Raw genomic sequence first — 24,673 nt, forward strand, 5'->3', positions numbered from 1 at the left:
AGCTGCCCTACAGGACATAGGGCGGGGTGGAGGATCATTCATGCCGCAAGGAGGCGCTATGATAAAGCACACCATATCCATTTTGCTCGCCGAGCGCGATCGCTATTTTGCTCATGGACTTTGCGTCGGGCTAAAGGCTTACTGCTATTTACGGGGAGTATCCCTACGGCTGGTTGACAGCAGTGCCATCCCGGCAACCGAAGTCGATATCATTTTTCTGGGCGACAGCATCTCCTGCCCTCCTTGGCTTAATGCGTTATACCAGCAAGGTTACGCTCCCCAGGTATTTTTCATCAGGGATCTGGAACGCGGTGGATCCATCGCCCATCACCCTGTTGCCAATAGCAAATGCGGTGCAGGCACGCTGTACCGCCATCAGCCAATACAGGCAATTGATGCCTTGCTCGATAAAGTCATCTTCCCACATGAAGGAGAACGTCCCCCCACGGTAGGAAAATGCCGGTGCTCCTCATTACTGACGTTCAGGGAAACTGAGGTGCTGAAGTACCTGGCCATAGGGATGAGCGGACATGACACCGCAGGGCGTCTTGGCATCAAGGACAAAACGGTTAATGGCCATAAGCGCAATGCCATGCGCAAACTGTGCGTCAAGAGTACCCAGGAGTTGCACCGGTGGATGGAACTCGGTGGTGCATCTCATCTGGAATGCCAGTCTTAGACCTGAACGGCTGAAGTTTGCATGAGAGTTACAATCCCGGTTTTCTCATCCAGCGCGGCGATCTCCGTGAGTAGGTAGCGTCCGCGTTAACGCAAAAACACTGTTTTTTATTCTATGAGCGTAATAGCGACAGAATTATTCTTCAGTCTACCAACCCGCAACATAATTAAATCGGCGCACACTCCACTTAATTTAGATAATTTTCATAATTTTTTATTATCTACAGCCTACCAACGCCTCCCCCTTACTCACCCCATAAATAAATAGCAAAAAACAGACATAAAAACCAAAATAAACATTAAAATTAGACCAAAAAACCATACAGCACTAAATAATCAGAATTAAAAATTAATATTTATCCACTAAAAATCATAAAACAAAATAATTATCCATAGCAATCAACATATTAAACCTAAACAACGCACCAGGCCCACACTTTGACAACCATGACGTCTTTTGAAATTATTGAAAACGAACGTCAGGGTGACTCGCCTTCTGAAGTAAATAGCGTCTATTGAACGCAATAGTAAATGAATTCGCCCCCATTAATAGATAGACATCCAGTTATTTCACAGCAGAGATAACTGTAAGTCTATCAAGCACCAACTCGTTTTTAATAAGCCACCTCATATCTAAAGGAATAGCACTCATGCGTAAATCAATTTTTACTCTGGCTCCGGCTGCATTGGTTTTACTGGCCGTAGCGGGCAACGCTCAAGCGGCAACCAACGCCCAATTAACCGTAACAGCCAACGTGGTTGCTGCCACCTGTGACGTTTCGCTGTCTACCAATAGCCTGGATCTGGGTAACTTTTCACCCAAGCAGTTTACCGGCGTTTTGACCCCGATCGCGTCCAGCCAGAAACAGTTCACCGTGGGTCTGAACAACTGTGAGGCCCCTGTTGCCGCTGCCGATACCGCTAACCTGGTCGTCACCGGCCAAACGCTGGCTGCCAACTCAAACGTCTTCAACTCCACCGGCACCAACACCGGCATCATGTTGAGCGAAGTTAGCAAGCCAAACGTCTATATCAAGGCCGGTGACAAGCTCCTGGTCGCAACCGCAGGCGCAACGCCAGCAGCTGGCGATTTTAATGCCAAAACGCTGAGCCTGCAGGTGGGCCTGGCCTCCACCAGCGCGGACAAAACCAACATTGGCGCCGTCAAGGCACCGATCCTGTTTGCTTTCTCCTATAACTGATTTACCTCTGGGCAGGCGGCTTCGGCTGCCTGCCTTTTTTTCATACCAAGGGGCAATAAATGACGCGCCTAACGCTATTTTTTCCCGTCCTGATGGCGCTGCTGTGCAATTCACCTGCCGTCTTGGCGGATGGATTTGGCATTAATGCCACCCGGCTTATCTACCCGCAGGGAGCAGGTAGCATTGCCGTCACGCTGCGTAATACTCAGCCCGCCTTGCCTTATCTGGTGCAGGCTGCGATAAGCCTGACCCCTGATAGCCGTGATGCCGCGCCATTTACGGTCACACCTCCGGTATTTCGGCTGGAAGCCAAGAGCGAGAATCAGGTCCGCATTACCGGTAATGACGCATCATTGCCCAAAGATCGCGAGTCGGTATTCTATTTCCAGGCCATGGCGATCCCGGCCGCAGCCGAGCCGACCGCCAGCCAACAAAGCGCTAACGTGAGTGCCACCGCGCAATTTGGCGTCGGCAACATCATCAAGCTGTTTTATCGCCCTGCCGAGCTAGCCTCAGATTCGGGTTCAGCACAAAAAAACCTGCGCTTCACCCGCGTCAATAGCGGGCTGCGGGTCAGTAACCCATCTCCCTATTTTGTCAGCCTGGCCAGCCTGACCTTTGCCGGGCAACGGCTTAAGTTGGATACGCCGGGCGCGCTGATGATTGCGCCATTCGGTTCCCATATCTATCCCACCACGGCGAAAAGTGGGGCCATTGACTGGCAGACCATTAACGATCAGGGAGGCGTTGATGCTTTTAAACAGGCTCTGCCATAGGAAGGCTCTGCTTGTCACACTCGCGATGGTTGCCGGATCCCTCGGTAGCCCGGCCCTTGCCGTGACGCTGAACTTTTCCGCAACGATCATGCCGGGCACCTGCTCGCTAAGCCTGGATAAAAGCGTACTGCCGCTGGACGAGATGTCGCAGGCGCGGTTACGTAGCGGTGTCTTGCTCAACTCACAGCCTTTTACCCTCAAGGCTGGCAACTGTGACGGTGTCGCCACTGCGGGCCTGCAACCGGTGATTACGGTCAGCGGTGAGGGCGTGAACCAGGATGGTAAATGGCTGTTTCGCAGCAGCGATTCCAGTGCAGGCGGGGGCGGGGTGATGTTAGTACAAAGCGCCAACATGCCTAATTACAACAGTAACGAGGTCAAACCTACCGACTATTACCCCTTGGCGGCCGTAGGGCAGATACCGGTCGGTAAAGACCTGCCCTTTTTTGCTGGCATCAGCTGCGGTGGCAGTACCGGCTGTGCAACGGTGAAGCCGGGCAAGGTTATCGCCCGTATCACCTTTACATTTGCCTACCGCTGAGGTTGCCATGCCATCTGCCTGCCATTCATTTATCGCGCTGCTGCTATTGGTCTTTATCGAGCCAATGGCGATAGCCGCCGACGGTATCAGCTTAAACCAGACCCGGGTGGTGTTTTCCGCTGCGGGCAAGGTACAAACCGTGACGGTAAAGAATAGCGGCGCTCAACATTATCTGATCCAAAGCCGTATTCAACGCACGCTCGACGACCCGACCCCGGCGCCGTTTATCGTCACGCCGCCGCTGTTTCAGCTCGGCCCGGAGCGCAAGCAATTACTGCGGATCCTCAAGCAGGATCAGACATTGCCCGCGGATCGGGAATCGCTGTTTTACCTTTCGGTATTAGCGATCCCCGCACAGAAACAAACGGCGCTGGCAGAAGCGCACTTATCGATGGGGCTGCGGTTTGCCATCAAACTGTTTTACCGCCCTGAAGGCCTGAAGATCGCCGCGCAGGACGCCAGTTGCCAGCTGAAACTGACCCCTACGGCAACCGGGGTGCGCATTGACAACCCGACCCCCTATTTTCTCACGTTTGCTTCACTGAAGTTCGATGGCCGCCTTATCGATTTGAATACCCAGCCGGCGATGATTGCCCCGATGAGCGCACAAGCGTATCCGGTCAGTCCGTCGGTCAGGCAGGCCGTTTGGCAAACCATTACCGATTTTGGCGGCTTATCTGCGCCATGCCAGCAGGCCCTGTCATCACAAGAGGACTCACCCGCATGAAACACCTTGGCCAAGCGATATTGCTGCTGTGCAGCCTGTCGTTTTTGACCGCTTCCCAGGCAGCAGCCCCCGATCCCACGGGGATCTCTTTTTATGTTTTGCGGGTGATTTATCCCGAAAGCGCCAGGCAAGGCGTCAGTCTGGAAGTCGACAACAAAAGCGCAGCCGCCTATCTGATGCAGTCCCGGATACGCCCGGTCGATAGTCAGACTGGCGATGTCGATTTGAGTGAAGACGGGCAGGCGAAAATGCCGTTTATTGTCACGCCACCGCTGACGCGTTTAGAGGCCAAGAGTGAACTGACACTGCGTATCCGCCGTAATGGGGAACCTTTGCCAGCCGATCGCGAGTCGGTGTTCTTTATCTCCATGAAAGCTATCCCCGCGCAGCAGGAAAATGATCAACCGCAACCGGTAGGCCAGATGGCGGTGACGGTGGTCAGCAATATGAAATTGTTCTACCGCCCAGCGGGATTAGCCAAACGCGCCGTGGCCGACGTGGCCTGCCAACTGCGTTTTCACCGAGTGGGCAAGGAGTTGATTGCCGATAACCCAACCCCCTATTGGCTCACCTTTTCACGGCTGAAAACGGATAACGTCGCGCTGGATAAACCCGCGTTACGTTTGATGGTGCCGCCCAAAGGACAACAACGCTATACCGTACCTGGCGGGGGCCGCGGCCATGTCGAATGGCAACTTATTGATGAGGATGGCTGGAATACTCCCGTTTGTCAGCAGGATTTGCCCCATTGAATGCTCAAGGACGCACTAACATCATGGATAGAACATCAATAAAAAACAGGCCCGGCACACGAAGGCTTTCACCTTCCCTGGCCGGTGCCTTACTGCTGGCCGGTGCCGTACCCGCCTGGGGTCGAGATTACTTCGATCCCGGGCTATTGGCGCTGGGTGGCAGCCCGTTAGCCACCACCGATCTGACCGCGTTTGAATCCTCCGGCCACACCCCTGAAGGGCGCTATCTGGTGACGCTGTGGATGAATCAGTCGGAGCAGGGGCAATACAGTCTGGTCTTCAAAAAAGATGCCCAGGGCCAGGTGCTACCGCAGTTGACTCCGGCATTCCTCCACGAGCTTGGCGTCAATACTCAGGCACTGCCCAGCTTTAGCGGCTTGCCGCCTGAGGCTCCCATCGCCAGCCTGGGAAAGCTCATTCCTGAATCGCAGCTACGCTTCGATTTGGCCCAATTGCGTCTGGACATCAGTATTCCGCAGGTCGCCATGCAGCAACATGCCCGGGACTACGTCGATCCCGAACAATGGGACGAGGGTGTCCCTGCATTGTTGATGAATTATAGCCTGAACGGGAGCCGCAACTGGCAACGCGCACAGTCCGGCATGGGCAAAAGCGAGCAGAGCAATCTGTTCGCCAACCTGCTTGGCGGGATCAACTACCAAGGGTGGCGCCTGCGTAGCACCATGACCTATACCCAAAATGAAAGCCGTGGGGGAGGTTCTTCAAGCCGTTATCAGCACAGCCAATTCTCCGATACCTATTTACAACACGATATCCGTGCGTGGCGCTCCGAGATCCTGGCGGGTGAAAGCAGCAGCGGAAATGACGTGTTCGACAGTATTCCCTTCCGGGGCGTCAAACTGAATTCCAGCGAAGACATGCTGCCCAATAGCCTGCGCGGCTTTGCTCCGGTGATCACCGGCATTGCCCAAAGCAACGCCCGGGTAACGGTGAGCCAGAACGGCAACATTGTCTATCAAACTTATGTCGCTCCTGGCCCGTTTCGTATCAACGATCTGTACCAGAGCAGCCAAGGTGGCGATCTGACGGTCACCATCACCGAGGCAGACGGCTCAGTACGTAGCCAAACCCTGGCCTTCTCGTCATTACCGGTGATGCGACGCCCTGGCGCACTGAAGTATGAACTCACCAGCGGGCGCTATAACGGAGGGATCACCCAAGCCTCCCGAGAAGCGACTTTCGGGTTGGGCACCTTAATGTATGGCCTACCCTATAACGTCACTCTGTACGGCGGTGCGCTGGTTGCCACCGATTATCACTCTCTGGTGGCAGGCTCTGGCCTGTCATTGGGTGACTTCGGCGCCATCTCGGCAGACGTCACCACCTCGGATGCCCGGTTAGCTGGGCAAAACGAACGCCACCAAGGGGCTTCATACCGGTTGCGTTATGCCAAAAGCCTGCTAAGCACCGGGACCTCGGTAGATCTCGCGGCCTACCGCTACTCTACCCGCAACTATTACACCTTCGCCGACTTTAACAACCTGGGCTTTGAGCTCAACGCGGGGCAGGTTCCCTGGGCGTTGACACGCCAACGCTCCAATTTCCAACTGCGTATCAGCCAGCAGTTGGATGCTTGGGGGGCCCTGTACCTATCGGCCTCACGCAACGATTACTGGGGGAACAGCCGAGTGAACAACACCGTTTCCGTTGGTTACAACGGCAGTTATCGCGGTGTCAGCTACGGCGTTGCCTATGGGATTGACCGCATCAAGGGCGACGGCAGCTGGCCGGAGAACCGTCAGCTATCGATGTCGGTGCAGATCCCCCTCCGCCTGTTTGGCAGTGCGGCTGCCAATAGCCAAAGCTATGCCAGTTACCAGATAACCCATAACAATCAAGGCCAGGTACAACAACAGGCCGGGATCAGTGGCAACGTCATGGATGATCGCCTCTCCTACAATCTGATGCAGGGCTGGTCGAACGATAATGGCAATGATAACAGCAACTTGAATATGGGCTATCGGGGGAGTAAAGGCCAGGCCAATCTGGGCTACAGCTACAGCAACCGGTTCCGCTCACTCAACTTCAGCGGCAATGGCGGCCTGTTGCTGCACCCGGAAGGCGTGACGCTGGGGCCCATGCTCGGCAATTCGGTGGCGGTGGTCAGCGCGCCAGGCGCTGGCGGCGTTGAGGTGCTCAACGGTAACGTGCGCACCGACAGCCGCGGTTACGCGTTGGTGCCGTATCTGGCGAACTACCAGAACAACAGCATCAGCCTGAACCCCACTACCCTGCCGGAGGATGTGGATATGGCGCAATCAAGCCTTAACGTCTCCCCCACCAAAGGGGCCGTCGTCATGGCGAGGTTTGACACCCGTGTGGGTTACCAGGCGCTGGTGACGCTGCAGCAGGGGGAAACCAGCGTGCCATTTGGCACCGTGGTGACGGTGGCGGACACGCCAGCAGGCAAAAGCAATACCGGCATCGTGGGTGATGCGGGTCAGGTGTATCTGAGCGGGCTACCGGAACAGGGCACACTCACGGCGAAATGGGGGCATGGTAGCCATCAACAGTGCCGTGCCAGCTTCAATCTGAGCGGTATTGCCGCCCCGTCGGCCAGCAACCCGATCCGCCAACTGACGGCACGTTGTGAAACGGGCCGATAACCATGCGCAAACCAATCCACAAGGACAAGTGACAGTGAAAGATACCGCCAGCGTGCCAAGACATAGGCTAAACCGCCGCCACCAAGCCCCCTGCATACTGCTGTTAGCCTGCCTGGGCCAACCAGCCGCGCTGGCGGAAACCATTACCATTGGCAAAGGTAAAGGCATTTTGTGGGAAGGCCTGCCGTTTAATGTCACCTTAAGTGGCAGTTTGGATAACGCAAGGCTTAGATCCGAGTATGGGCTAGTGGCGGTCTCTTCAAATAAGGGAGTCTGCCAAGAATCGAAAGCTCTGACGACCATTGCGGGTTATCCGGCAGTAAAGCTAACGTCAAACGTGGGGCTCCTCCCCAGAGCCACCGGTCATGCAAGCTATTACAGGTTTAATGCCGGAACGCCTTCGTCGCTATCCGGTACGCTGGGGCTACCAGAAACCAAAGGGGAGACCAGCGATGGAGCTAAAGTGACCGCGCCTCCTTCTTATAGCTGGTGCCTGCCGCCAGACTTGATATTCGAAGATTACTACTATGCCACTAGAGGTATGCGTACAGCCACGATATCAGGCACCTGGGTACTGGTCGCCGATGGCCAGCAGCAGACGGGTGAAATAACCGTCCCGGTGATGTATGCCGGCAGTTTCTCCGAGGTCTCGTCTGGGGATAGATCGGCCTCAATCCTCCCATCCAATATCACGCTGCGCGTATCCACGCTCGAGTGTACGGTCAATACCCCCACGGCAATCACCTTTGGCAAAGTGATGAAAAACCTGCAGGCGGGGGCCGAACTGGGCGTGCAATCCTACCCACTGATCATCAGCTGTGGGCAAAGTTCAGACCTGATCGATGCCAATATCAACCTGCAGTTCCGACCGTTGAGCGGCCTGTATCAATCGGCAGCGGCCCGTTTGGCCCTGCGCGAGGGCGGCGGCTATATCACCGGTGAGATTGATCACGGCGTGACCGGCAGCGGGAGTTGCAGCGCCGCCAGCGGGCTGACGTTCGATAACAGTCAGCTAAAAATCGGCCATATCACCCAGGCGCAAACCAACCAGACTATCACCAATCAGGTCACCTGGCGCCTGTGTTCGGGGGGCAAAGATCTGCCCATTGGCAACGTCAGCGCAGCGGCTGAAATGCTGGCGACGTTTAATTAGCACAGGTAGAGCACACTAAAGTGAAAAACAGCGCCAGGACACCAGAACCTACTCTAAATTGCCACCGCAGCGCACTCGGCCTGCTGGCGTTGTTATTGAGCCTGAGCCAGCCAGCCGCGCTGGCGGAAACCATTACCATTGGCAAAGGTAAAGGCATTTTGTGGGAAGGCCTGCCGTTTACGGCGAAATTAAATGGCCCTATGGCCCACCCACGCCTTAATATCAAATACGGGCTATTGGTTATTACTTCCTATAGGGGCAGTTGCCAAGGGGCCGAAGTTCTGACGGCCATTGCGGGTTATCCCGCCCTAGAGCTGGCACCGGGCGTGGGGCTCATCCCCAGAGCCAGCGGTCAGGTAGGCTATTACACCTTTATGGGCAGCTTCGTTACGCTATTCGCTACGCTGGGACTGCCAGAAACCAAAGGGGTAAACAGCAACGGAACTCAAGTAACCTCACCTGCGGCTTATAGCTGGTGCCTACCGCCAGCAATGACCCCCCAGGAAAATTTCTATTCCCCTACCACGGAGCGTGCTGCCTTTATATCGGGTACTTGGGTGCTGGTTGCCGATGGTCAACAGAAGGCTGCCGAAATAACCTTACCGGAGATGTTTGCCGCCAGTTTCTCAGAGGTAGCGGCTGGGGATAGAAAAGCCTCAATCCTCCCGTCCAATATCAAGCTGCGCATATCCACGCTCGAGTGTACGGTCAATACCCCCACCTCAATCGCCTTTGGCGGCGTAACGAAAAACACACAGGCCGGGGCCGAGCTGGGAGTGAAATCCTACCCCCTCATCACCAATTGTGGACAATCTTCCGACTTTATCGATGCCAATATCAATCTGCAATTCCGGCCATTGAGCGGCCTGTATCAATCGGCAGCGACCCGTTTGGCGCTGCGCGAGGGCGGCGGCTATATCACCGGTGAGATTGATAACGGCGTGACCGGCAGCGGAAGTTGCAGCGCCACCAGCGGGCTGCCGTTCGATAATAGTCAACTAAAAATCGGCCGTATCACCCAGGCACAAAACAGCCTGAGTATCACCAATCAGGTGACCTGGCGCCTGTGTTCGGGGGGCAAAGATCTGCCACTCGGCAACGTTAGCGCCGCCGCTGAAATGCTGGTGACATTTAATTAGACTAGACAGGACAAATGAAAGTAAAGCACACCGTCAATACGCCAGAACATCGCTCATATCACCGCAACTGCGCCCTGGGCATACTACTGTTAGCCAGCCTGGGCCAGCCAGCCGCTCTGGCGGAAACCATTACCATTAATAAAGGTAAAGGCATTCTGTGGGAAGGCCTGCCGTTTAATGTCACCCTAAGCGAGCGTCTGTATAGCTCAGAGCTTGAACCCCGGTATGGGCTAGTGGCTATCTCTACGTACACCGATATATGCCAACCCACTAATCAATTATCGTCCATCGCGGGTTATCAGGCATTAAAACTAGCGCCAGGCGTGGGGCTCATCCCCAAAGCCTCCGTCAACGTAAGCTTTAAGCGCTATAGCTCCGCAGATGGTTCGCTATCCGGTACGCTGGGGCTGCCAGAAACCAAAGGGGTGAGCGACACCGGAGTTCAAGTGACCTCAGCTAATCTTTATAGCTGGTGCCTGTCGCCGTCGATGAATTACGCCGGCTACTACTATTCCTCTGGACATTCGCGTACGGCCACGATTTCAGGCACCTGGGCACTGGTTGCCGATGGTCAGCAGAAAGCAGCTGAAATAACCTTACCGATAGCGATATATGGCGGCAGTTTCTCAAAAAACCTGTATGGGAAACTATCGGCCCTGATCTTCCCGACCAAGCTCAAGCTGCGCATATCCACGCTCGAGTGTACGGTCAATACCCCCACCTCAATCGCCTTTGGCGGCGTAACGAAAAACACACAGGCCGGGGCCGAGCTGGGAGTGAAATCCTACCCCCTCATCACCAATTGTGGACAATCTTCCGACTTTATCGATGCCAATATCAATCTACAATTCCGGCCATTGAGCGGCCTGTATCAATCGGCAGCGACCCGTTTGGCGCTGCGCGAGGGCGGCGGCTATATCACCGGTGAGATTGATAACGGCGTGACCGGCAGCGGGAGTTGCAGCGCCACCAGCGGGCTGCCGTTCGATAATAGTCAGCTAAAAATCGGCAGTATCACCCAGGCACAAAACAGCCTGAGTATCACCAATCAGGTGACCTGGCGCCTGTGTTCGGGGGGCAAAGATCTGCCACTCGGCAACGTTAGCGCCGCCGCTGAAATGCTGGTGACATTTAATTAGACTAGACAGGACAAATGAAAGTGAAGCACACCGTCAGTACGCCAGAACATCGCTCATATCACCGCAACTGCGCCCTGGGCATACTGCTGTTAGCCAGCCTGGGCCAGCCAGCCGCGCTGGCGGAAACCATTACCATTAAAAAAGGTAAAGGCATTTTGTGGGAAGGGCTGCCGTTTAGCCAGAACTGGAACGGTACCCCGCTATACAATGCTGCGTCGTGGTACCACAAGGGGATAATAGCTATCTCTTCTTCCAGTGTGGAGTGCCAGCGGGTTGATGCACTGAAAAACATTGGGGGTTATCAGGCGTATCAAATAGCACCAGGCGTAGGATTAGTCCCCAGAGCCTCTGGTGTAGCGAAATATGAATTGAACTCCGGCAGCTCGGCTCAGCTATCCGCTACCCTCGGGCTACCAGAGACCACGGGGGTGCGCAACGATGGCACCCCGTTGAAACCACAATCCATGTTTACCTGGTGTCTATCACCAACAAACAACGATGTGGACAATTTTTACTATAATGCAAGCGGTAACCGTTCCGTCAACCTATCAGGCACCTGGGTACTGGTGGCTAACGGTAACCAAAAGACAGCAGAAATTAACTTACCGGCGATGTATGCCGCCAGTTTCTCAAATAGTAATCGCGGTATACTTACCGCCAAGATCCTGCCATCGGACATAACACTACGAGTCTCCACGCTCGAATGTACGGTGAATACTCCGACCTCGATTTCCTTTGGCAAGGTCGGAAGAGATCTGCAGGCCGGGGCTGAACTGGGTACGCTATCCTATCCACTGATAACCACCTGTGGGCAACCCTCTGAATTTATCGATGCCAATATCCATTTGCAGTTCAAATCGTTAACCGGCCTGTATCAATCAGCCCCGACCCGTTTGGCCCTGCGCGAAGGCGGGGGTTATATCACCGGTGAGATTGATAACGGCGTGACCGGCAGCGGCAACTGCGCCACCACCAGCGGGCTAGCGTTCGATAATAGCCAGCTAAAAATTGGCCACATCACCGTGGAGCAGGAAAGCCTGACTATCAACAATCAGGTAACCTGGCGGTTGTGTTCGGGGGGCAAAGATCTCTACATTGGCGACGTTAGCGCCGCCGCCGAAATGCTGGTGACGTTTAATTGAGAGCAGCTCCCTTCACTTCTGATTGGCTTGCGCTATGGCAACCTGAATCGCCATTAAATATCTAGTTTGCGTAGCGCTTCCAATTTTTGACTGTGACAGCCTATTGCCCGCTGGGCTAGTATAACGGCTGAAAATCAATCCCGCTGTCTACGGCATGCAACCTTCGGATCTTGCTGGGTTCAGCCCGGCTTTTTTCTGTTGATTTGGTCATTGGTTAGCACTGATAAATAACGATTATTTTAGAAAAATAAGGACAAACCATGCTTTCGCCTACACTCCATTAACTGGCTGATTTTATGAGTATTGTACTTAACTGGTTGAACGCTATACTTTCATCTCCCCCCGTCACCACTCCCGAGCATACTCATGAACCGATACCACGTTTCTGGCAGCGAAGGGCAGTATGAGAAAGATTCTGACGAACAGGTTTTAGCGAATAAACTCGGGATTGCCGATCCTGACGAGATCGATGATGCCGAGCTGGTGCTACTGGAGCAGCTCTACCGGTCTGTTTTTGAAGAGCACTTTCCGCTGGGACAGCTCACCGTTGGGATGCTAAAAAACTGGCACCATCGCTGGTTAGGCAACATCTATGAGTGGGCGGGACAGGAAAGGACCGTCAATATCAGCAAAGGCGGCTTTATGTTTGCTCCCTGCGCACAACTGCCCAAACTGCTGAACGAGTTCGATATGAAATACCTCGCTCGTTACACACCCTGTACAGGCATGAGCGAACAAAAGCTGATTGAAGCTATCGCAATAACCCACTTGGAACTAATCCTCATCCATCCCTTCAGAGAAGGAAATGGGCGTTTGTCGCGACTATTAGCCGATGTGATGGCGGTTCAGGGGGACTATAAGCCTCTGGATTATCAAAGCTGGGAACAGAACAAAACCCAATATATCTCGGCTATTCACGCGGGTATGTCATTAGACTACGAGCCGATGAAACACTGGGTCAGTGAGGCTTTAAGAAGGGATTAGGCAAGGCGAAGATGCGCAAACTTTTTGCGCGCAACTGCCAGCGAAGCTTCAACCTTGGCTGAGGGCTGGCCTGTTTCAATTGCCGTTGACGTCGCCACAGAACGCACAATGTCCGTGCGAGACGGCTTAGCGTATGTCACCTGCTCTTTTTTGTTAGTGCTCATAGCGACTCCTGATTAACTCATCCATTGGTTACAGTATATCAAGGATCGTAGAGAACTGCTGCCATTAGCACTTATCTTGTTCGAAACTCCAAGCGACCCTGCTTTTCTTCTTTCAACTCTGTATCAGGGCAGCGCCCTTCATTGCCAATTTGTTTTAGTTCTTGCAACCTCATACGAGCCATTGCAAGCGTAGTTTGCGTAGCGCTTCCAATTTTTGACTGTGACAGCCTATTGCCCGCTGGGCTAGTATAACGGCTGAAAATCAATCCCGCGGTCTACGGCATGCAACCTTCGGATCTTGCTGGGTTCCGCCTGGTATTTGTCTGTTGATTTGGTCATTGTGCAGGCTTTGAGTGACAAAGGTTTGCCAGCCTGTTTGCCGGTCATATATGCTCGTTCCCTTGACCAACCGATTGATTTATTTGAGCCGCGCTGGCTGTTGCTCATCCTGAACGTTTTGGCGGTTATTTTAATGAGGCGACGTGATACCCAATGATGCCAACGAATATCACAATAAACTTTAAATTCAATGGATTGGAAACGGTAACGTTATGACTAGCACCGAAAAACTCGATTCGCACACCCCGATGATGCAGCAATATCTGCGCCTTAAGGCGCAGCATCCGGAGATCTTGCTGTTCTATCGGATGGGGGATTTCTACGAGCTGTTCTATGACGATGCCAAACGCGCCTCTCAGTTGCTGGATATCTCGCTGACCAAACGCGGTGCCTCCGCGGGTGAACCTATCCCAATGGCTGGGGTGCCCCACCATGCGGTAGAGAACTATCTTGCCAAGCTGGTACAGCTTGGGGAATCGGCCGCGATCTGTGAACAGATTGGCGATCCGGCCACCAGCAAAGGCCCGGTCGAGCGCAAAGTGGTGCGCATCGTTACCCCTGGCACCATCACCGATGAAGCCCTGCTGCAAGAGCGCCAGGACAACCTGCTGGCCGCCATCTGGCAGGATGGCCGCGGCTTTGGCTATGCCACCTTGGATCTCAGCTCCGGCCGCTTCCGCGTTGCCCAGCCTGAAGATCTTGAAACTATGGCCGCCGAACTGCAACGCACCAATCCGGCAGAGCTGCTGTACCCGGAAAACTTCGAGCAAATGGCGCTGATCGAACAGCGCCACGGCCTGCGCCGCCGCCCACTGTGGGAATTTGAGCTGGACACCGCACGCCAGCAGTTGAACCTGCAGTTCGGTACTCGCGATCTGAGCGGCTTTGGCGTCGAGCAGGCCCATCAGGCGCTGCGCGCTGCGGGTTGCCTGCTGCAATATGTTAAAGATACCCAGCGTACCTCGCTGCCACATATCCGTGGCCTCACCATGGAGCGCCAGCAAGATGGCATCATTATGGATGCGGCCACTCGCCGTAACCTGGAAATCACCCAAAGCCTGTCCGGCGGCAGTGAAAATACCCTGGCCGCGATCCTCGATCGTACCGTTACCCCTATGGGTAGCCGCATGCTCAAGCGTTGGCTACATATGCCCACCCGCGACGTTCAGGTGCTGAACAACCGCCAACAGGCCATCGCCGCATTGCAGCCAATAAGCAGCGATCTACAGCAGCCCCTGCGTCAGGTTGGCGATCTGGAGCGTATTCTTGCCCGTTTGGCCCTGCGCACGGCTCGCCCACGGGATCTGGCACGTATGCGCCACGCCTTCCAACAGTTGCCGGATATCCGCGCTCTGTTGGAAAACGCCGAAGCGCCTCAGATGCAAATGCTGTTGTCGCAGGTTGGTCAATTTGACGAGCTACAGGCACTGCTGGAGCGCGCCATTGTGGAAGCTCCGCCGGTGTTGGTCCGTGATGGTGGCGTGATTGCTCCCGGCTATAACGAAGAGCTGGATGAGTGGCGGGCGCTGGCCGACGGTGCTACCGACTATCTGGATCGCCTGGAGATCCGCGAGCGCGAGAAGCTGGGCCTGGATACGCTGAAGGTTGGTTTCAACGGCGTGCATGGTTACTACATTCAGGTCAGCCGTGGCCAGAGCCATCTGGTGCCGATCCACTATGTGCGCCGCCAAACGCTGAAGAATGCGGAACGCTACATCATTCCAGAGCTGAAGGAATATGAAGACAAGGTGCTGACCTCAAAAGGCAAAGCCTTGGCGATCGAAAAAGGGCTGTATGACGAGCTGTTCGATCTGCTGCTGCCGCACCTGGAGCAACTGCAACAGAGCGCCGGAGCCTTGGCCGAGCTGGATGTGTTGGCCAACCTGGCAGAACGTGCCGAAACGCTGAACTACGCCTGCCCAACCCTCAGTGAGCAACCCGGCATTCGCATAGCCGATGGCCGCCACCCGGTGGTGGAACAGGTGTTGAAAGAACCCTTTATTGCCAACCCGGTATCCCTTTCGCCACAGCGCCGTATGCTGATCATTACCGGCCCGAATATGGGCGGTAAAAGTACCTATATGCGGCAAACGGCCCTGATTGTGTTGCTGGCGCATATCGGTAGCTATGTACCGGCGGCAAAAGCCACCATCGGGCCGGTGGATCGCATCTTTACCCGCGTGGGCGCGGCAGACGATCTGGCCTCTGGCCGCTCTACCTTTATGGTGGAAATGACCGAGACCGCCAATATCCTGCATAACGCCACGGAAAATAGCCTGGTGCTGATGGATGAGATTGGCCGTGGCACCTCCACCTACGACGGGCTTTCCTTAGCCTGGGCCTGCGCCGAAAACCTGGCCAGCCGTATCAAGGCCATGACGCTGTTTGCCACCCATTACTTTGAGCTGACTACCTTGCCGGAGAAAATGGAGGGCGTGGTTAACGTGCATCTGGATGCGCTGGAGCACGGCGATACCATTGCCTTTATGCATAGCGTGCAAGATGGCGCGGCCAGTAAGAGCTACGGCTTGGCGGTGGCGGCGTTGGCCGGTGTGCCGCGTGATGTGATCAAGCGTGCGCGCCAGAAGCTGCGTGAGTTGGAGAGCCTCTCCAGCCAAACGGCGGCGGGTACGGTGGATGCGACCCAGATGACGCTGTTGAACGAAGAGGTGTCACCGGCGGTGGAAGCGTTGGAAACGCTGGATCCGGATTCTCTTTCGCCACGCCAGGCGTTGGAGTGGATCTACCGGCTAAAAAGCCTGGTGTAAGGCTGTTTCATTAACTTGGGCAGTGTCCCCTCACCCTAACCCTCTCCCACAGGGAGAGGGGACCGTCCGAGCTCGCTATTAGTTGCTAAATCTACTTAACCACGGCATTGAATCAGCTCTTTTTACGGAAGAACCGGATGACAACACCGTACCAGCTCCCTCCCCCACAGGGGACCATCCGAGCTCGCTATTAGTTGAGAAAACTTACCCGACCACAACGCTGAACTGACCTCCCTCTCCTTGATGATCCAAACGCAGAGCCTGTTGGGGTCAATTATCGTAGGTGTTACAGACCGCCTCCCATACTTGACCACAACACCGTGCCAGCCCCCTCTCCTTGATGAACCAAACGCAGCGCCCCCTTGTGATGAGCCTGTTGGGGTCAATAATCGTAGGTGTTACAGACCGCCTCCTATACTTGACCACAACACCGTACCAGCCCCCTCTCCCTGTGGGAGAGGGTTGGGGTGAGGGGCAAATATCGACGACGTTCTGCCCTCAATAACGGTAAATCACCGTCAATCACAGCAAATCGCAGACATAAAAAAAGCGGTGAGCACATCAATGCTCACCGCTTTTATTTTATAGCTATAACGCGTTTATTCGCGGAACAGTGCCTCAATACTCAGGCCCTGCATTTGCAGAATTTCACGCAGGCGGCGTAAGCCTTCAACCTGGATCTGACGAACACGCTCACGTGTCAGGCCAATCTCACGGCCTACATCTTCCAGCGTAGCCGCTTCATAGCCTAACAGGCCGAAACGGCGAGCCAACACTTCACGCTGCTTGGCGTTCAATTCGAACAGCCATTTGACGATGCTCTGTTTCATATCATCGTCTTGCGTGGTGTCTTCAGGCCCGTTGTCTTTCTCGTCGGTCAGAATGTCCAACAGGGCTTTCTCTGAATCCCCACCCAACGGCGTATCGACAGAGGTGATACGTTCGTTCAGGCGCAGCATACGGCTGACGTCATCAACCGGTTTGTCGAGTTGCTCCGCAATCTCTTCAGCGCTAGGTTCATGATCCAGTTTGTGAGAAAGCTCGCGCGCGGTGCGCAAGTAAACATTCAGTTCTTTGACGATATGGATCGGCAAACGGATAGTCCGGGTTTGATTCATGATCGCCCGTTCAATCGTCTGGCGGATCCACCAGGTCGCATAGGTGGAAAAACGGAAACCGCGCTCTGGGTCAAACTTTTCCACCGCACGGATCAGACCAAGGTTACCCTCTTCGATCAGATCCAGCAGCGCCAGGCCGCGATTGCTATAACGACGGGCAATTTTCACTACCAGCCTCAGGTTACTTTCTATCATGCGGCGGCGGGACGGCACGTCTCCGCGCAGTGCACGCCGCGCAAAATATACTTCTTCCTCTGCGGTCAGCAGAGGGGAGTAACCGATTTCGCCCAGATAGAGCTGCGTGGCATCCAATACGCGTTGGGTAACACCTTGAGACAACAGCTCGTCTTCCGCCAAGTCATTCTCGCTGGTCTCTTCTTCTACCTGCGCTTTTTCATCGAATGACTCAGCCTCCATGGCGTTCTCATCGAAATCTGCATCGTCATGTAACTCGTTAACTTTCAGCGTATTTTGGCTCATAAAGCGGCTCCTACCCGTGATACCGCGAGCAGAATACAGCGCATTCTGCCCAATCTATCGCTGCGGAAGATAACGCAGCGGGTTTACGGATTTCCCCTTGTAACGAATCTCGAAATGCAAACGTACTGAACTGGTTCCGGTGCTTCCCATCGTTGCTATTTTCTGCCCCGCCTTAACTTCTTGTTGTTCCCGGACCAGCATGCTGTCGTTATGGGCGTAGGCACTCAAGTAATCATCGTTGTGTTTGATGATGATTAGATTACCGTAACCCCGTAAAGCGTTGCCTGCGTACACTACACGGCCATCGGCGGTAGCGACAATCGGCTGCCCACGGGAACCAGAGATATCGATGCCTTTGTTCCCACCTTCCGATGAGGAGAAGTTATCGATGATCTTACCGTCAGTTGGCCATTTCCAGGTGCTAACTGGGGCGCTGTTGCTGGCGGTGCTGCTCGCCAATGGCGTAGCGGCTGGTGCGGTAACAGGAGCTGCGGCTGAGCCTGCCACTACGGCTCCTGATGCAGGTAACATTTTACCTACATTCTGTTTACTCGAGTTATCAGAATACGCGTTCGTTGATTGAGAATCAACCGTTGCAGTTTGTATCTGAGTGGAAGAAGGCGGTTTTGACACCGTACCATTACCGCCAGCTAACATCCCACCGCCACCGTTGGCAGAACCGCCACCCAGTTGCAGTGTTTGGCCAACTTCCAGGCTGTACGGCTGTGGAATATTGTTGCGTTGGGCCAGATCGCGGAAATCGTTGCCGGTGATCCAGGCAATATAGAACAGCGTGTCGCCACGTTTAACGGTATAGGTGCTACCACCGTTATAGCTCCCTTTGGGGATCGAGTTATAGCTACGGTTGTAAACAATACGCCCCTGCTGTGATGCGTTACCACCACCGGCGTTGGCCGATGCGGCGGCTCCACCACCACCGACACTGCTGATAGGTGCCGAGGTAGAATTTTTATCCGAACAGCCAACTAACCACACGCTTAACATCGTACACACCGCAACTCGGCGTAAAGAACTCATTGGGCTTCCCGTGCTCATGCTTCCCCCATTACAGCAATATCAAAAAATACCTTATACATCGTAGCCGAGCTTTATCGTGCTACAGCATAAGGTTTCCCCGGCCGATCTCTGAAAACCAGAAGATCACCCACCAGGGAGCTAAAAAACCGTGGTGCCAATGCTAGCCACATTGGCACGATCACGCCATAAGACAACGACATACTGGAACAATTCTAATGAAAATTAATATTATCCAACTTATTTATCCGTCATGTTGCTCTGTGCAGCTAAGCCAGTTCGCCCTTCACCAAGGGAACGAATCGCACCGCTTCAACGGTATCGATGGAAAACTCACCGCCCCGCCGTTGAATACATTGCAGTACCTGAGCCTGTTCGCCCACCGGCAACACCAAAATGCCTCCGTCGTCCAACTGCTGCATCAACGCCTGCGGGATCTCCGGCGGCGCAGCCGTCACGATGATCGCATCAAATGGTCCACGCGCCCCCCAGCCTTGCCAACCGTCGCCATGGCGGGTCGAAACATTGTGCAAGTCAAGCTGCTTGAGGCGGCGCTTGGCCTGCCACTGTAGCCCTTTGATGCGTTCAACGGAGCAGACGTGCTGCACCATATGCGCCAGGATCGCGGTCTGATAACCGGAACCGGTGCCAATCTCCAGCACGCGTGAGTTCGGCTGCAGGTTCAGCAGCTCGGTCATGCGCGCGACCATATAAGGCTGAGAAATCGTCTGCCCCGAACCAATGGGCAGGGCCGTGTTCTCATAGGCTTTATGGGCTAACGCTTCATCAACAAAACGCTCACGCGGTACGTTCTCGATTGCCTTGAGCAGCCGTTCGTCCCTGATCCCCTGCTGGCGCAGCTGTGCCAACAGCGTTTGTATGCGTTTGTTCACCATTCCCCGCTAACCTCTGCTTTGGTTAACCATGTTGTCAGCACATCTTGCGCCCCATAGGCGGTCAAATCTACCTGCAAAGGCGTGACCGACACGTAGCCCTGCTCCACGGCGGCAAAATCCGTGTCTGGGCCCGCATCGCATTTATCCCCCGGCGGCCCGATCCAATACAGCATCTGGCCACGCGGATCCGGTTGGCTAAACACCTTGTCGGCGGGATGCCGGCTGCCACAGCGGGTCACGCGTATCCCTTTGATTTCCGCCAACGGTAAATCAGGGACGTTGATATTCAGGATTTTACCGGTGCGCAGCGGTTCTTGTTGCAGCGCGCGCAATATACGGCAGGTCACTACCGCTGCCGTCTCATAATGCTGATGACCATTGAGCGATACCGCCAACGCGGGCAGCCCCAGATGGCGGCCTTCCATCGCAGCCGCCACCGTGCCGGAATAGATAACATCATCACCCAGATTTGGCCCGGCGTTGATACCGGACACCACGATCTCCGGTGCCGGCAGCATCAGTTGGTTAACGCCAAGGTAGACACAGTCCGTCGGGGTGCCCTGCTGCACGGCAATATCGCCGTTGGGCAACGTCAGCGTACGCAGCGGCGACTCCAACGTCAGCGCGTTGGAAGAACCACTGCGGTTACGATCGGGGGCCACCACCTGCACTTCGGCGAATTCACGCAACGCCGCCGCCAGTATCTGGATACCCGGGGCGCTAACGCCGTCGTCGTTGCTCAGTAGTATTCTCATATTGCGGTTAAACAACTTTCTTGCTGCAAGCGATAAAACGAGGATTTTGCCCTATTTTTTTACATCTATCTGTTTTTAATAATATTTTCAATAGTAAGCCCAACCTGCCGTTTTACCCATGGTGACTTGCGTGGTACAGCAAGGCAAGCCTGCTGTTGCTGATAGTATTGGCCAAAACGGCCAGCTATGCGATCTACTATACAATTCAACGGTCATCAGTGGCAAACGGGGCAGGATAGCCCCCTCGGCAAAGGGGGCTGGGATGATTACCTGAGGTGGGTCGTACAATTCCCGGGCTATGGGGCCGTCTGGGTGGTCGGGGTGTAAATAATGCGTAGCTTGCCGGTGTAATCCCCCGCCGTTTTATCTGCCATTGCGAATGCCGGCGTCGTCAGGGTCAGCGGGGCCGGCACGCACAGTGTTGGGGCACCACCGCCAGGTAACACCACCAGCCGCTGGATATTGCGCCGGTTGGTATCGCTCCAGACGATCTCGGTACCGTTGGAGATGTCTTGCCGCGCCCCGGTAGTCGGATTGATCACGCTGACCTGATAATCGAGCCGGTCACTGGCCTTCGCTGTATTACCGCCACGGCGATAAAGGGAAAATTGCCCCGCTATGCGTTCTGGAGCGGTAGCGCCTTCATCCTGCAACAACAGACTGATGCGGTTGCTGGCCGAGTTATTACCGTCGTAGAGGCACATATCCAGGCTGGTGCTACCGCTGACGTTTTTGCCACTACCGGCTCCTGGTCGGGTATTCAGGTTCAGGTTAATAGACGGTGCCGAAGTCGGGAAAGCGGGCAGGTAAATCTGCTGGTTACTATCATCCGTCACGTTAAGAGTCAGACTTGCCTTCCAGGCAGCGCGGAAAATGCCTGAGCAGCCGGGAGCAGTTACGCGGCAATCATCCCAAGCTCTAACCTGCATCTTGAGTTCAGCGCGCCAAACCCCGGTATCAGATAGTTTGCTCAACTCGGAGGCGGGAATAAAAGTACTGAATCCCTTGGAACCCAAAGCGATGCCGCTGACCCAGGAACTATATTTACCCGAACCTTTAACCGAGGTGACCAGTAAATCTTTGGTTTTCCCATTGCTATGGGTAAAGCGCAACCTCAGATTTTTCGAAAAATCATTGCTAGCACTATCCCACCACCACAATTTTACCTGACAGGCACCATTGGTTGGGTCGGTGGTGGAGTAACACATTAGGGAGTTAATGGTATCCTTCCCATTGCAATCCGTAGCAGTCGAACATTCACCACTGTCTGTACTCCCACCGAATACCTGATCCCAGATATAGATATTTTCCGGCAGGCTCGTGCGATCGAAGGTCGTATTGATCGTGGTATTCTGTGCCTGCGGGGCAATACTGGCACTGTGCACCTGCGCGATGACCCCTGCGAACAACAGAACATACAGGATGAAGGGCTTAATCGCTCCCGCGATGATAAATGTAAAACCGCTGCTTATTTTCAATGACATCAATCATTACCTAGTTCGTTTTCATCACCACCGGTGCCCCAGAGCCACGGCCCTGTCGCACGGTCATCAATTGCGCCTGCTTCTGCTCGGCTGACGGTATACTGGCCATAGTTACTCCGGCACAGCGGGTAGTACCGACATAACGCACCACGTCACGTATGGCCTGCACTTTCATGGCACACTGGTAGAACTGTGCACCACGCATCAGATACAGCTGCTTCATCGGCCGGGTGGTTTCCAGGCTAAAGCCACCTTCGCCCAGCGGCGTCCATGACAGCACGTTAAGCGGGATGCCGTTAACTAACGATCTCCCCTGCTCATCCAGCATTCTGCCCAGCCAGGTGTAGCGCGAAGTCACCTCGATATTCCGGCGCAGTACTTTCCCCGGCACCATAAACGTCGTACGCGTTCCCGCCCCGCGGCGGATCTCGCTGCTGATACCGGCTGGAGCGTGAAGTGATTCGTTGATATCAAGTGTGGTTGGCTGATAGCCCGGTACGGTAAACAGCGCCCGGCTGTTGCTGCGCACGTCCGTCTGAGCGCTGCCATCTACCGCAACGCTAATCAACGCCGCACGGCTCTCTTCCTCATCGTCCACCCCAACCGTAATAGCGGAGGCCGGGCGGCCATCTCCCCAGCGCCCCCAATAAAGTCCGCTGCAATCGGCCAGCAACGAGGAACTATAGCTGCCGCTGCTGCTCACGGTGTGCCGGTTCTCCGCCTTATCATAGGCGTCAGTGATGGCTAAGCTACCGTTACCGTACTGCCCACTGGCACGAGCGAAGGTTGCCGCCGTCAGAGTCTGACTATTGGCACCATAAAGCGCAGCCCCCAGCTCATTTTGCCCGCTCTCGTCCAGATAGCGGCTGTAGCTGGCGTTATAACTGAGTTGCCCTGTCCCACGCTTGCTGTTCTGATAGTTGGCCCCCAGAGAGGTATTGCTGTTAGTCGCACCGCCGTTGCGTCCGGAGAACGAAAGGCTGGCTCTGAGGTAGCCACCTTGGTCGGTTCCCTGCTGGCCGCTGTCGTTTCGCCTAAACACGCTGATCCCGCTGTTGATGTTAATGTCGCTGAATGCAAAGGAACGGCTGACCCCCATCTGCCAGGTATGGCTGCGTGAACGGGTCTCATATATCCGCTCCCAAGGCGCAATCCCTTGATAATCGGCATCATCGTCAGGCAGTTCGCTCCGATAGCGCAAACGCCCCTCATTATGGTTAATCGAATAGCCAATATTGGCGTACCACTGCGCGAGCGGGACCGAAAACATCAGGTTGCTACTCTGGTAGCAACCGCTAAAGCCGTAGTTTCGCTGTTGAGAATCGCAGTCAGGCACCGAGAGGGCAGAACGGTAGAAACTCAATGAAAATCCGTCGTTATAGTTAATTTGCTGAATATTGCCCCGGGCACCATCGCTGCCGTTCAGATAGCTGACGCGAGCCGTCATGACGCCGTCCAACGGGCCGCTGTTAAAACCGTGGCTCCAGTCCGCCGCCCCCTCCCAGTAGTGTATGTCACTCAACACCGTGCCCCCCGCCGTCAGCGATAGCGTGTCGGTCAGCGGAACACGCAGCCCGCCTTGCACCACATGCCGATCGTTCGCCGTGGGATGCGCATCGCGATCGGTCTCAACCCCGGTTTGCAGGAACCACTGAGGACTCTTGAACTGAGCCACGCCGGTATTGGTATAAGGGACGGTTTCCGTTCTGACCAGATGGTTATCCTCATAGACCCGCAGCGTGACGGTATAGCTACCGCTGGGGAAGCTGCGCGTATCCAGCTCTTGAGCCCCGGCGTTCAGGTAAAAGGAAGACAGTAACTGTTCGTCACGATAGGCGTCGATGCGAGCGTTGCGCGAGAGGAAGACGGAGACCGGGGTCCCCCGGGAAAGCTGGGTCTGGTTGATCCAGGCCGTGGTCGAGCCAGCCCGTAGCCCACGGATCTTGCCAATCGGCAATTGGCTCAGGTTGATGTTGCCCCCGGCGTTGCTGAAGATGTCGCGGGAGTCCATCATGCCGCCTTGCAGATAGAGGCTTTTCCACAAGTCCTGGCGAAAATAGGCATTGTTCATCTCTATCTGCTGCTTGCTGCTATGGCGATAGCGCTGCCCCATATAGCGCCAGTCGGCATTAAGATAGCCATGTTCAGTCACGCCCAGTGAGCCATTCCCCTGTAGCGACAATGACTGAAAGTTTTCATCAGCAACAAAATTCAGGTTTTGCTGATGGATCAGCGCATTTTCACTTTCTGCCGTCGCCTGATAGAAACCGCTACCGGCATCTTTCTTCGGGAGGTACTGACGGTCGAGGAACAGATTGACCCGGGAATTATTTTCGTCGTAGATGATGCCAACCGTCTGGGTTTCCAGATAGTCGCAGCTCGGGGCGTTGGCGTTGCCGCTGCAGGCAAGGTTACCGTTTCGTGCTAGCGGTTGCTCCAAGGCCGATATCAGTTGGGCACCCAGCGTGGGATCGTCGTTGAATTGCTGCTTCACAGCCTCAACCAGTTCCGCTGGCTTTATGAAAACAACCTGTTCCAGATTAATTTTGGTTTCATAAAGCCCGAGAGACTTGCCATAAAGGGAAACATCGACCCAAACCAGCTGCCCTTGTGCCAAAGCCTCAAAGCCTGGTGGAGTTTTGGGGCCTGCCGACGCATCGTGTTGCATAATCATAAGACCTACCAACAGTCCTATGGATAGGTTAGTGCGAAAAACCATGGTTCATCCCTGATAAAAAATGGGGCTAAAAAGCCCCACAAGACATAAAAACAAA

General features: G+C 54.7%; 20 protein-coding genes. 13 read left to right on the forward strand and 7 right to left on the reverse strand.

The annotated features are described in order from the left end of the window. Positions 1–58: 58 nt before the first annotated feature. The 12 genes from ACX9GU_RS22265 (at position 59) to ACX9GU_RS22320 (ending at position 12,860) form a co-directional block, all read left to right on the forward strand. Positions 59–679, forward strand: a complete 621-nt coding sequence (locus tag ACX9GU_RS22265) for a helix-turn-helix transcriptional regulator (RefSeq protein ID WP_473192948.1) — start codon at positions 59–61, stop codon at positions 677–679. 649 nt (positions 680–1,328) lie between these two features. Continuing rightward, complete coding sequence (locus ACX9GU_RS22270) at positions 1,329–1,880, forward strand: fimbrial protein (protein ID WP_473192949.1); 552 nt, start codon at positions 1,329–1,331, stop codon at positions 1,878–1,880. A gap of 59 nt (positions 1,881–1,939) precedes the next feature. Then, positions 1,940–2,656: a fimbrial biogenesis chaperone gene (locus ACX9GU_RS22275; RefSeq protein ID WP_473192950.1), complete on the forward strand. Its 717-nt coding sequence runs from the start codon at positions 1,940–1,942 to the stop codon at positions 2,654–2,656. Beyond that, the gene (locus tag ACX9GU_RS22280; protein WP_473192951.1) at positions 2,631–3,197 is read left to right on the forward strand and encodes a fimbrial protein; all 567 of its coding nucleotides are present in this window, start codon (positions 2,631–2,633) and stop codon (positions 3,195–3,197) included. Before ACX9GU_RS22275 ends, ACX9GU_RS22280 begins: the two co-directional genes overlap by 26 nt. A 7-nt stretch (positions 3,198–3,204) precedes the next feature. Continuing rightward, positions 3,205–3,924: a fimbrial biogenesis chaperone gene (locus ACX9GU_RS22285; RefSeq protein WP_473192952.1), complete on the forward strand. Its 720-nt coding sequence runs from the start codon at positions 3,205–3,207 to the stop codon at positions 3,922–3,924. Beyond that, complete coding sequence (locus ACX9GU_RS22290; protein ID WP_473192953.1) at positions 3,921–4,676, forward strand: fimbrial biogenesis chaperone; 756 nt, start codon at positions 3,921–3,923, stop codon at positions 4,674–4,676. The genes ACX9GU_RS22285 and ACX9GU_RS22290 overlap by 4 nt, the downstream gene beginning before the upstream one ends. Before the next feature lie 23 nt (positions 4,677–4,699). Then, positions 4,700–7,303 (forward strand): fimbria/pilus outer membrane usher protein, encoded by a 2,604-nt coding sequence (locus tag ACX9GU_RS22295; protein ID WP_473192954.1) that lies wholly within the window; start codon positions 4,700–4,702, stop codon positions 7,301–7,303. Between the two features lie 34 nt (positions 7,304–7,337). Then, positions 7,338–8,456 (forward strand): hypothetical protein, encoded by a 1,119-nt coding sequence (locus tag ACX9GU_RS22300; protein WP_473192955.1) that lies wholly within the window; start codon positions 7,338–7,340, stop codon positions 8,454–8,456. Between the two features lie 20 nt (positions 8,457–8,476). Next, complete coding sequence (locus ACX9GU_RS22305; RefSeq protein ID WP_473192956.1) at positions 8,477–9,595, forward strand: hypothetical protein; 1,119 nt, start codon at positions 8,477–8,479, stop codon at positions 9,593–9,595. Between the two features lie 14 nt (positions 9,596–9,609). Continuing rightward, entirely contained in the window at positions 9,610–10,734 is a 1,125-nt protein-coding gene (locus ACX9GU_RS22310; protein WP_473192957.1) for a hypothetical protein, read from the forward strand. Positions 10,735–10,748: 14 nt separating this feature from the next. Then, positions 10,749–11,876 (forward strand): hypothetical protein, encoded by a 1,128-nt coding sequence (locus tag ACX9GU_RS22315; RefSeq protein WP_473192958.1) that lies wholly within the window; start codon positions 10,749–10,751, stop codon positions 11,874–11,876. Between the two features lie 366 nt (positions 11,877–12,242). Then, entirely contained in the window at positions 12,243–12,860 is a 618-nt protein-coding gene (locus ACX9GU_RS22320; RefSeq protein ID WP_094982104.1) for a Fic/DOC family protein, read from the forward strand. Here the strand turns inward: ACX9GU_RS22320 and ACX9GU_RS22325 are convergent. Continuing rightward, positions 12,857–13,024 (reverse strand): hypothetical protein, encoded by a 168-nt coding sequence (locus tag ACX9GU_RS22325; protein WP_172413946.1) that lies wholly within the window; start codon positions 13,022–13,024, stop codon positions 12,857–12,859. The two genes, ACX9GU_RS22320 and ACX9GU_RS22325, sit on opposite strands and share 4 nt — an antisense overlap. 551 nt (positions 13,025–13,575) lie before the next feature. On the opposite strand from ACX9GU_RS22325, the gene mutS reads away from it, so the two are divergent. Beyond that, positions 13,576–16,131 (forward strand): DNA mismatch repair protein MutS, encoded by a 2,556-nt coding sequence (gene mutS / locus ACX9GU_RS22330; RefSeq protein WP_473192959.1) that lies wholly within the window; start codon positions 13,576–13,578, stop codon positions 16,129–16,131. Positions 16,132–16,730: 599 nt separating this feature from the next. On the opposite strand, the gene rpoS is transcribed toward mutS, so the two are convergent. From rpoS to ACX9GU_RS22360, 6 genes are all read right to left on the reverse strand, one after another. Further along, positions 16,731–17,729: an RNA polymerase sigma factor RpoS gene (gene rpoS / locus ACX9GU_RS22335; RefSeq protein WP_024484093.1), complete on the reverse strand. Its 999-nt coding sequence runs from the start codon at positions 17,727–17,729 to the stop codon at positions 16,731–16,733. A 54-nt stretch (positions 17,730–17,783) separates the two neighbouring features. After that, positions 17,784–18,767, reverse strand: coding sequence for a murein hydrolase activator NlpD (gene nlpD / locus ACX9GU_RS22340; RefSeq protein WP_473192960.1), 984 nt, complete (start codon positions 18,765–18,767; stop codon positions 17,784–17,786). A 266-nt stretch (positions 18,768–19,033) separates the two neighbouring features. Then, complete coding sequence (locus ACX9GU_RS22345; protein ID WP_473192961.1) at positions 19,034–19,660, reverse strand: protein-L-isoaspartate(D-aspartate) O-methyltransferase; 627 nt, start codon at positions 19,658–19,660, stop codon at positions 19,034–19,036. Then, positions 19,654–20,415: a 5'/3'-nucleotidase SurE gene (surE, locus tag ACX9GU_RS22350; RefSeq protein WP_473192962.1), complete on the reverse strand. Its 762-nt coding sequence runs from the start codon at positions 20,413–20,415 to the stop codon at positions 19,654–19,656. The genes ACX9GU_RS22345 and surE overlap by 7 nt, the downstream gene beginning before the upstream one ends. A 296-nt stretch (positions 20,416–20,711) precedes the next feature. Continuing rightward, positions 20,712–21,899, reverse strand: a complete 1,188-nt coding sequence (locus ACX9GU_RS22355; RefSeq protein WP_473192963.1) for a CfaE/CblD family pilus tip adhesin — start codon at positions 21,897–21,899, stop codon at positions 20,712–20,714. Between the two features lie 10 nt (positions 21,900–21,909). Further along, positions 21,910–24,573: a TcfC E-set like domain-containing protein gene (locus tag ACX9GU_RS22360; RefSeq protein ID WP_473192964.1), complete on the reverse strand. Its 2,664-nt coding sequence runs from the start codon at positions 24,571–24,573 to the stop codon at positions 21,910–21,912. Between the last annotated feature and the right edge of the window lie 100 nt (positions 24,574–24,673).

The organism is Serratia sp. K1WW1, assembly GCF_055790865.1.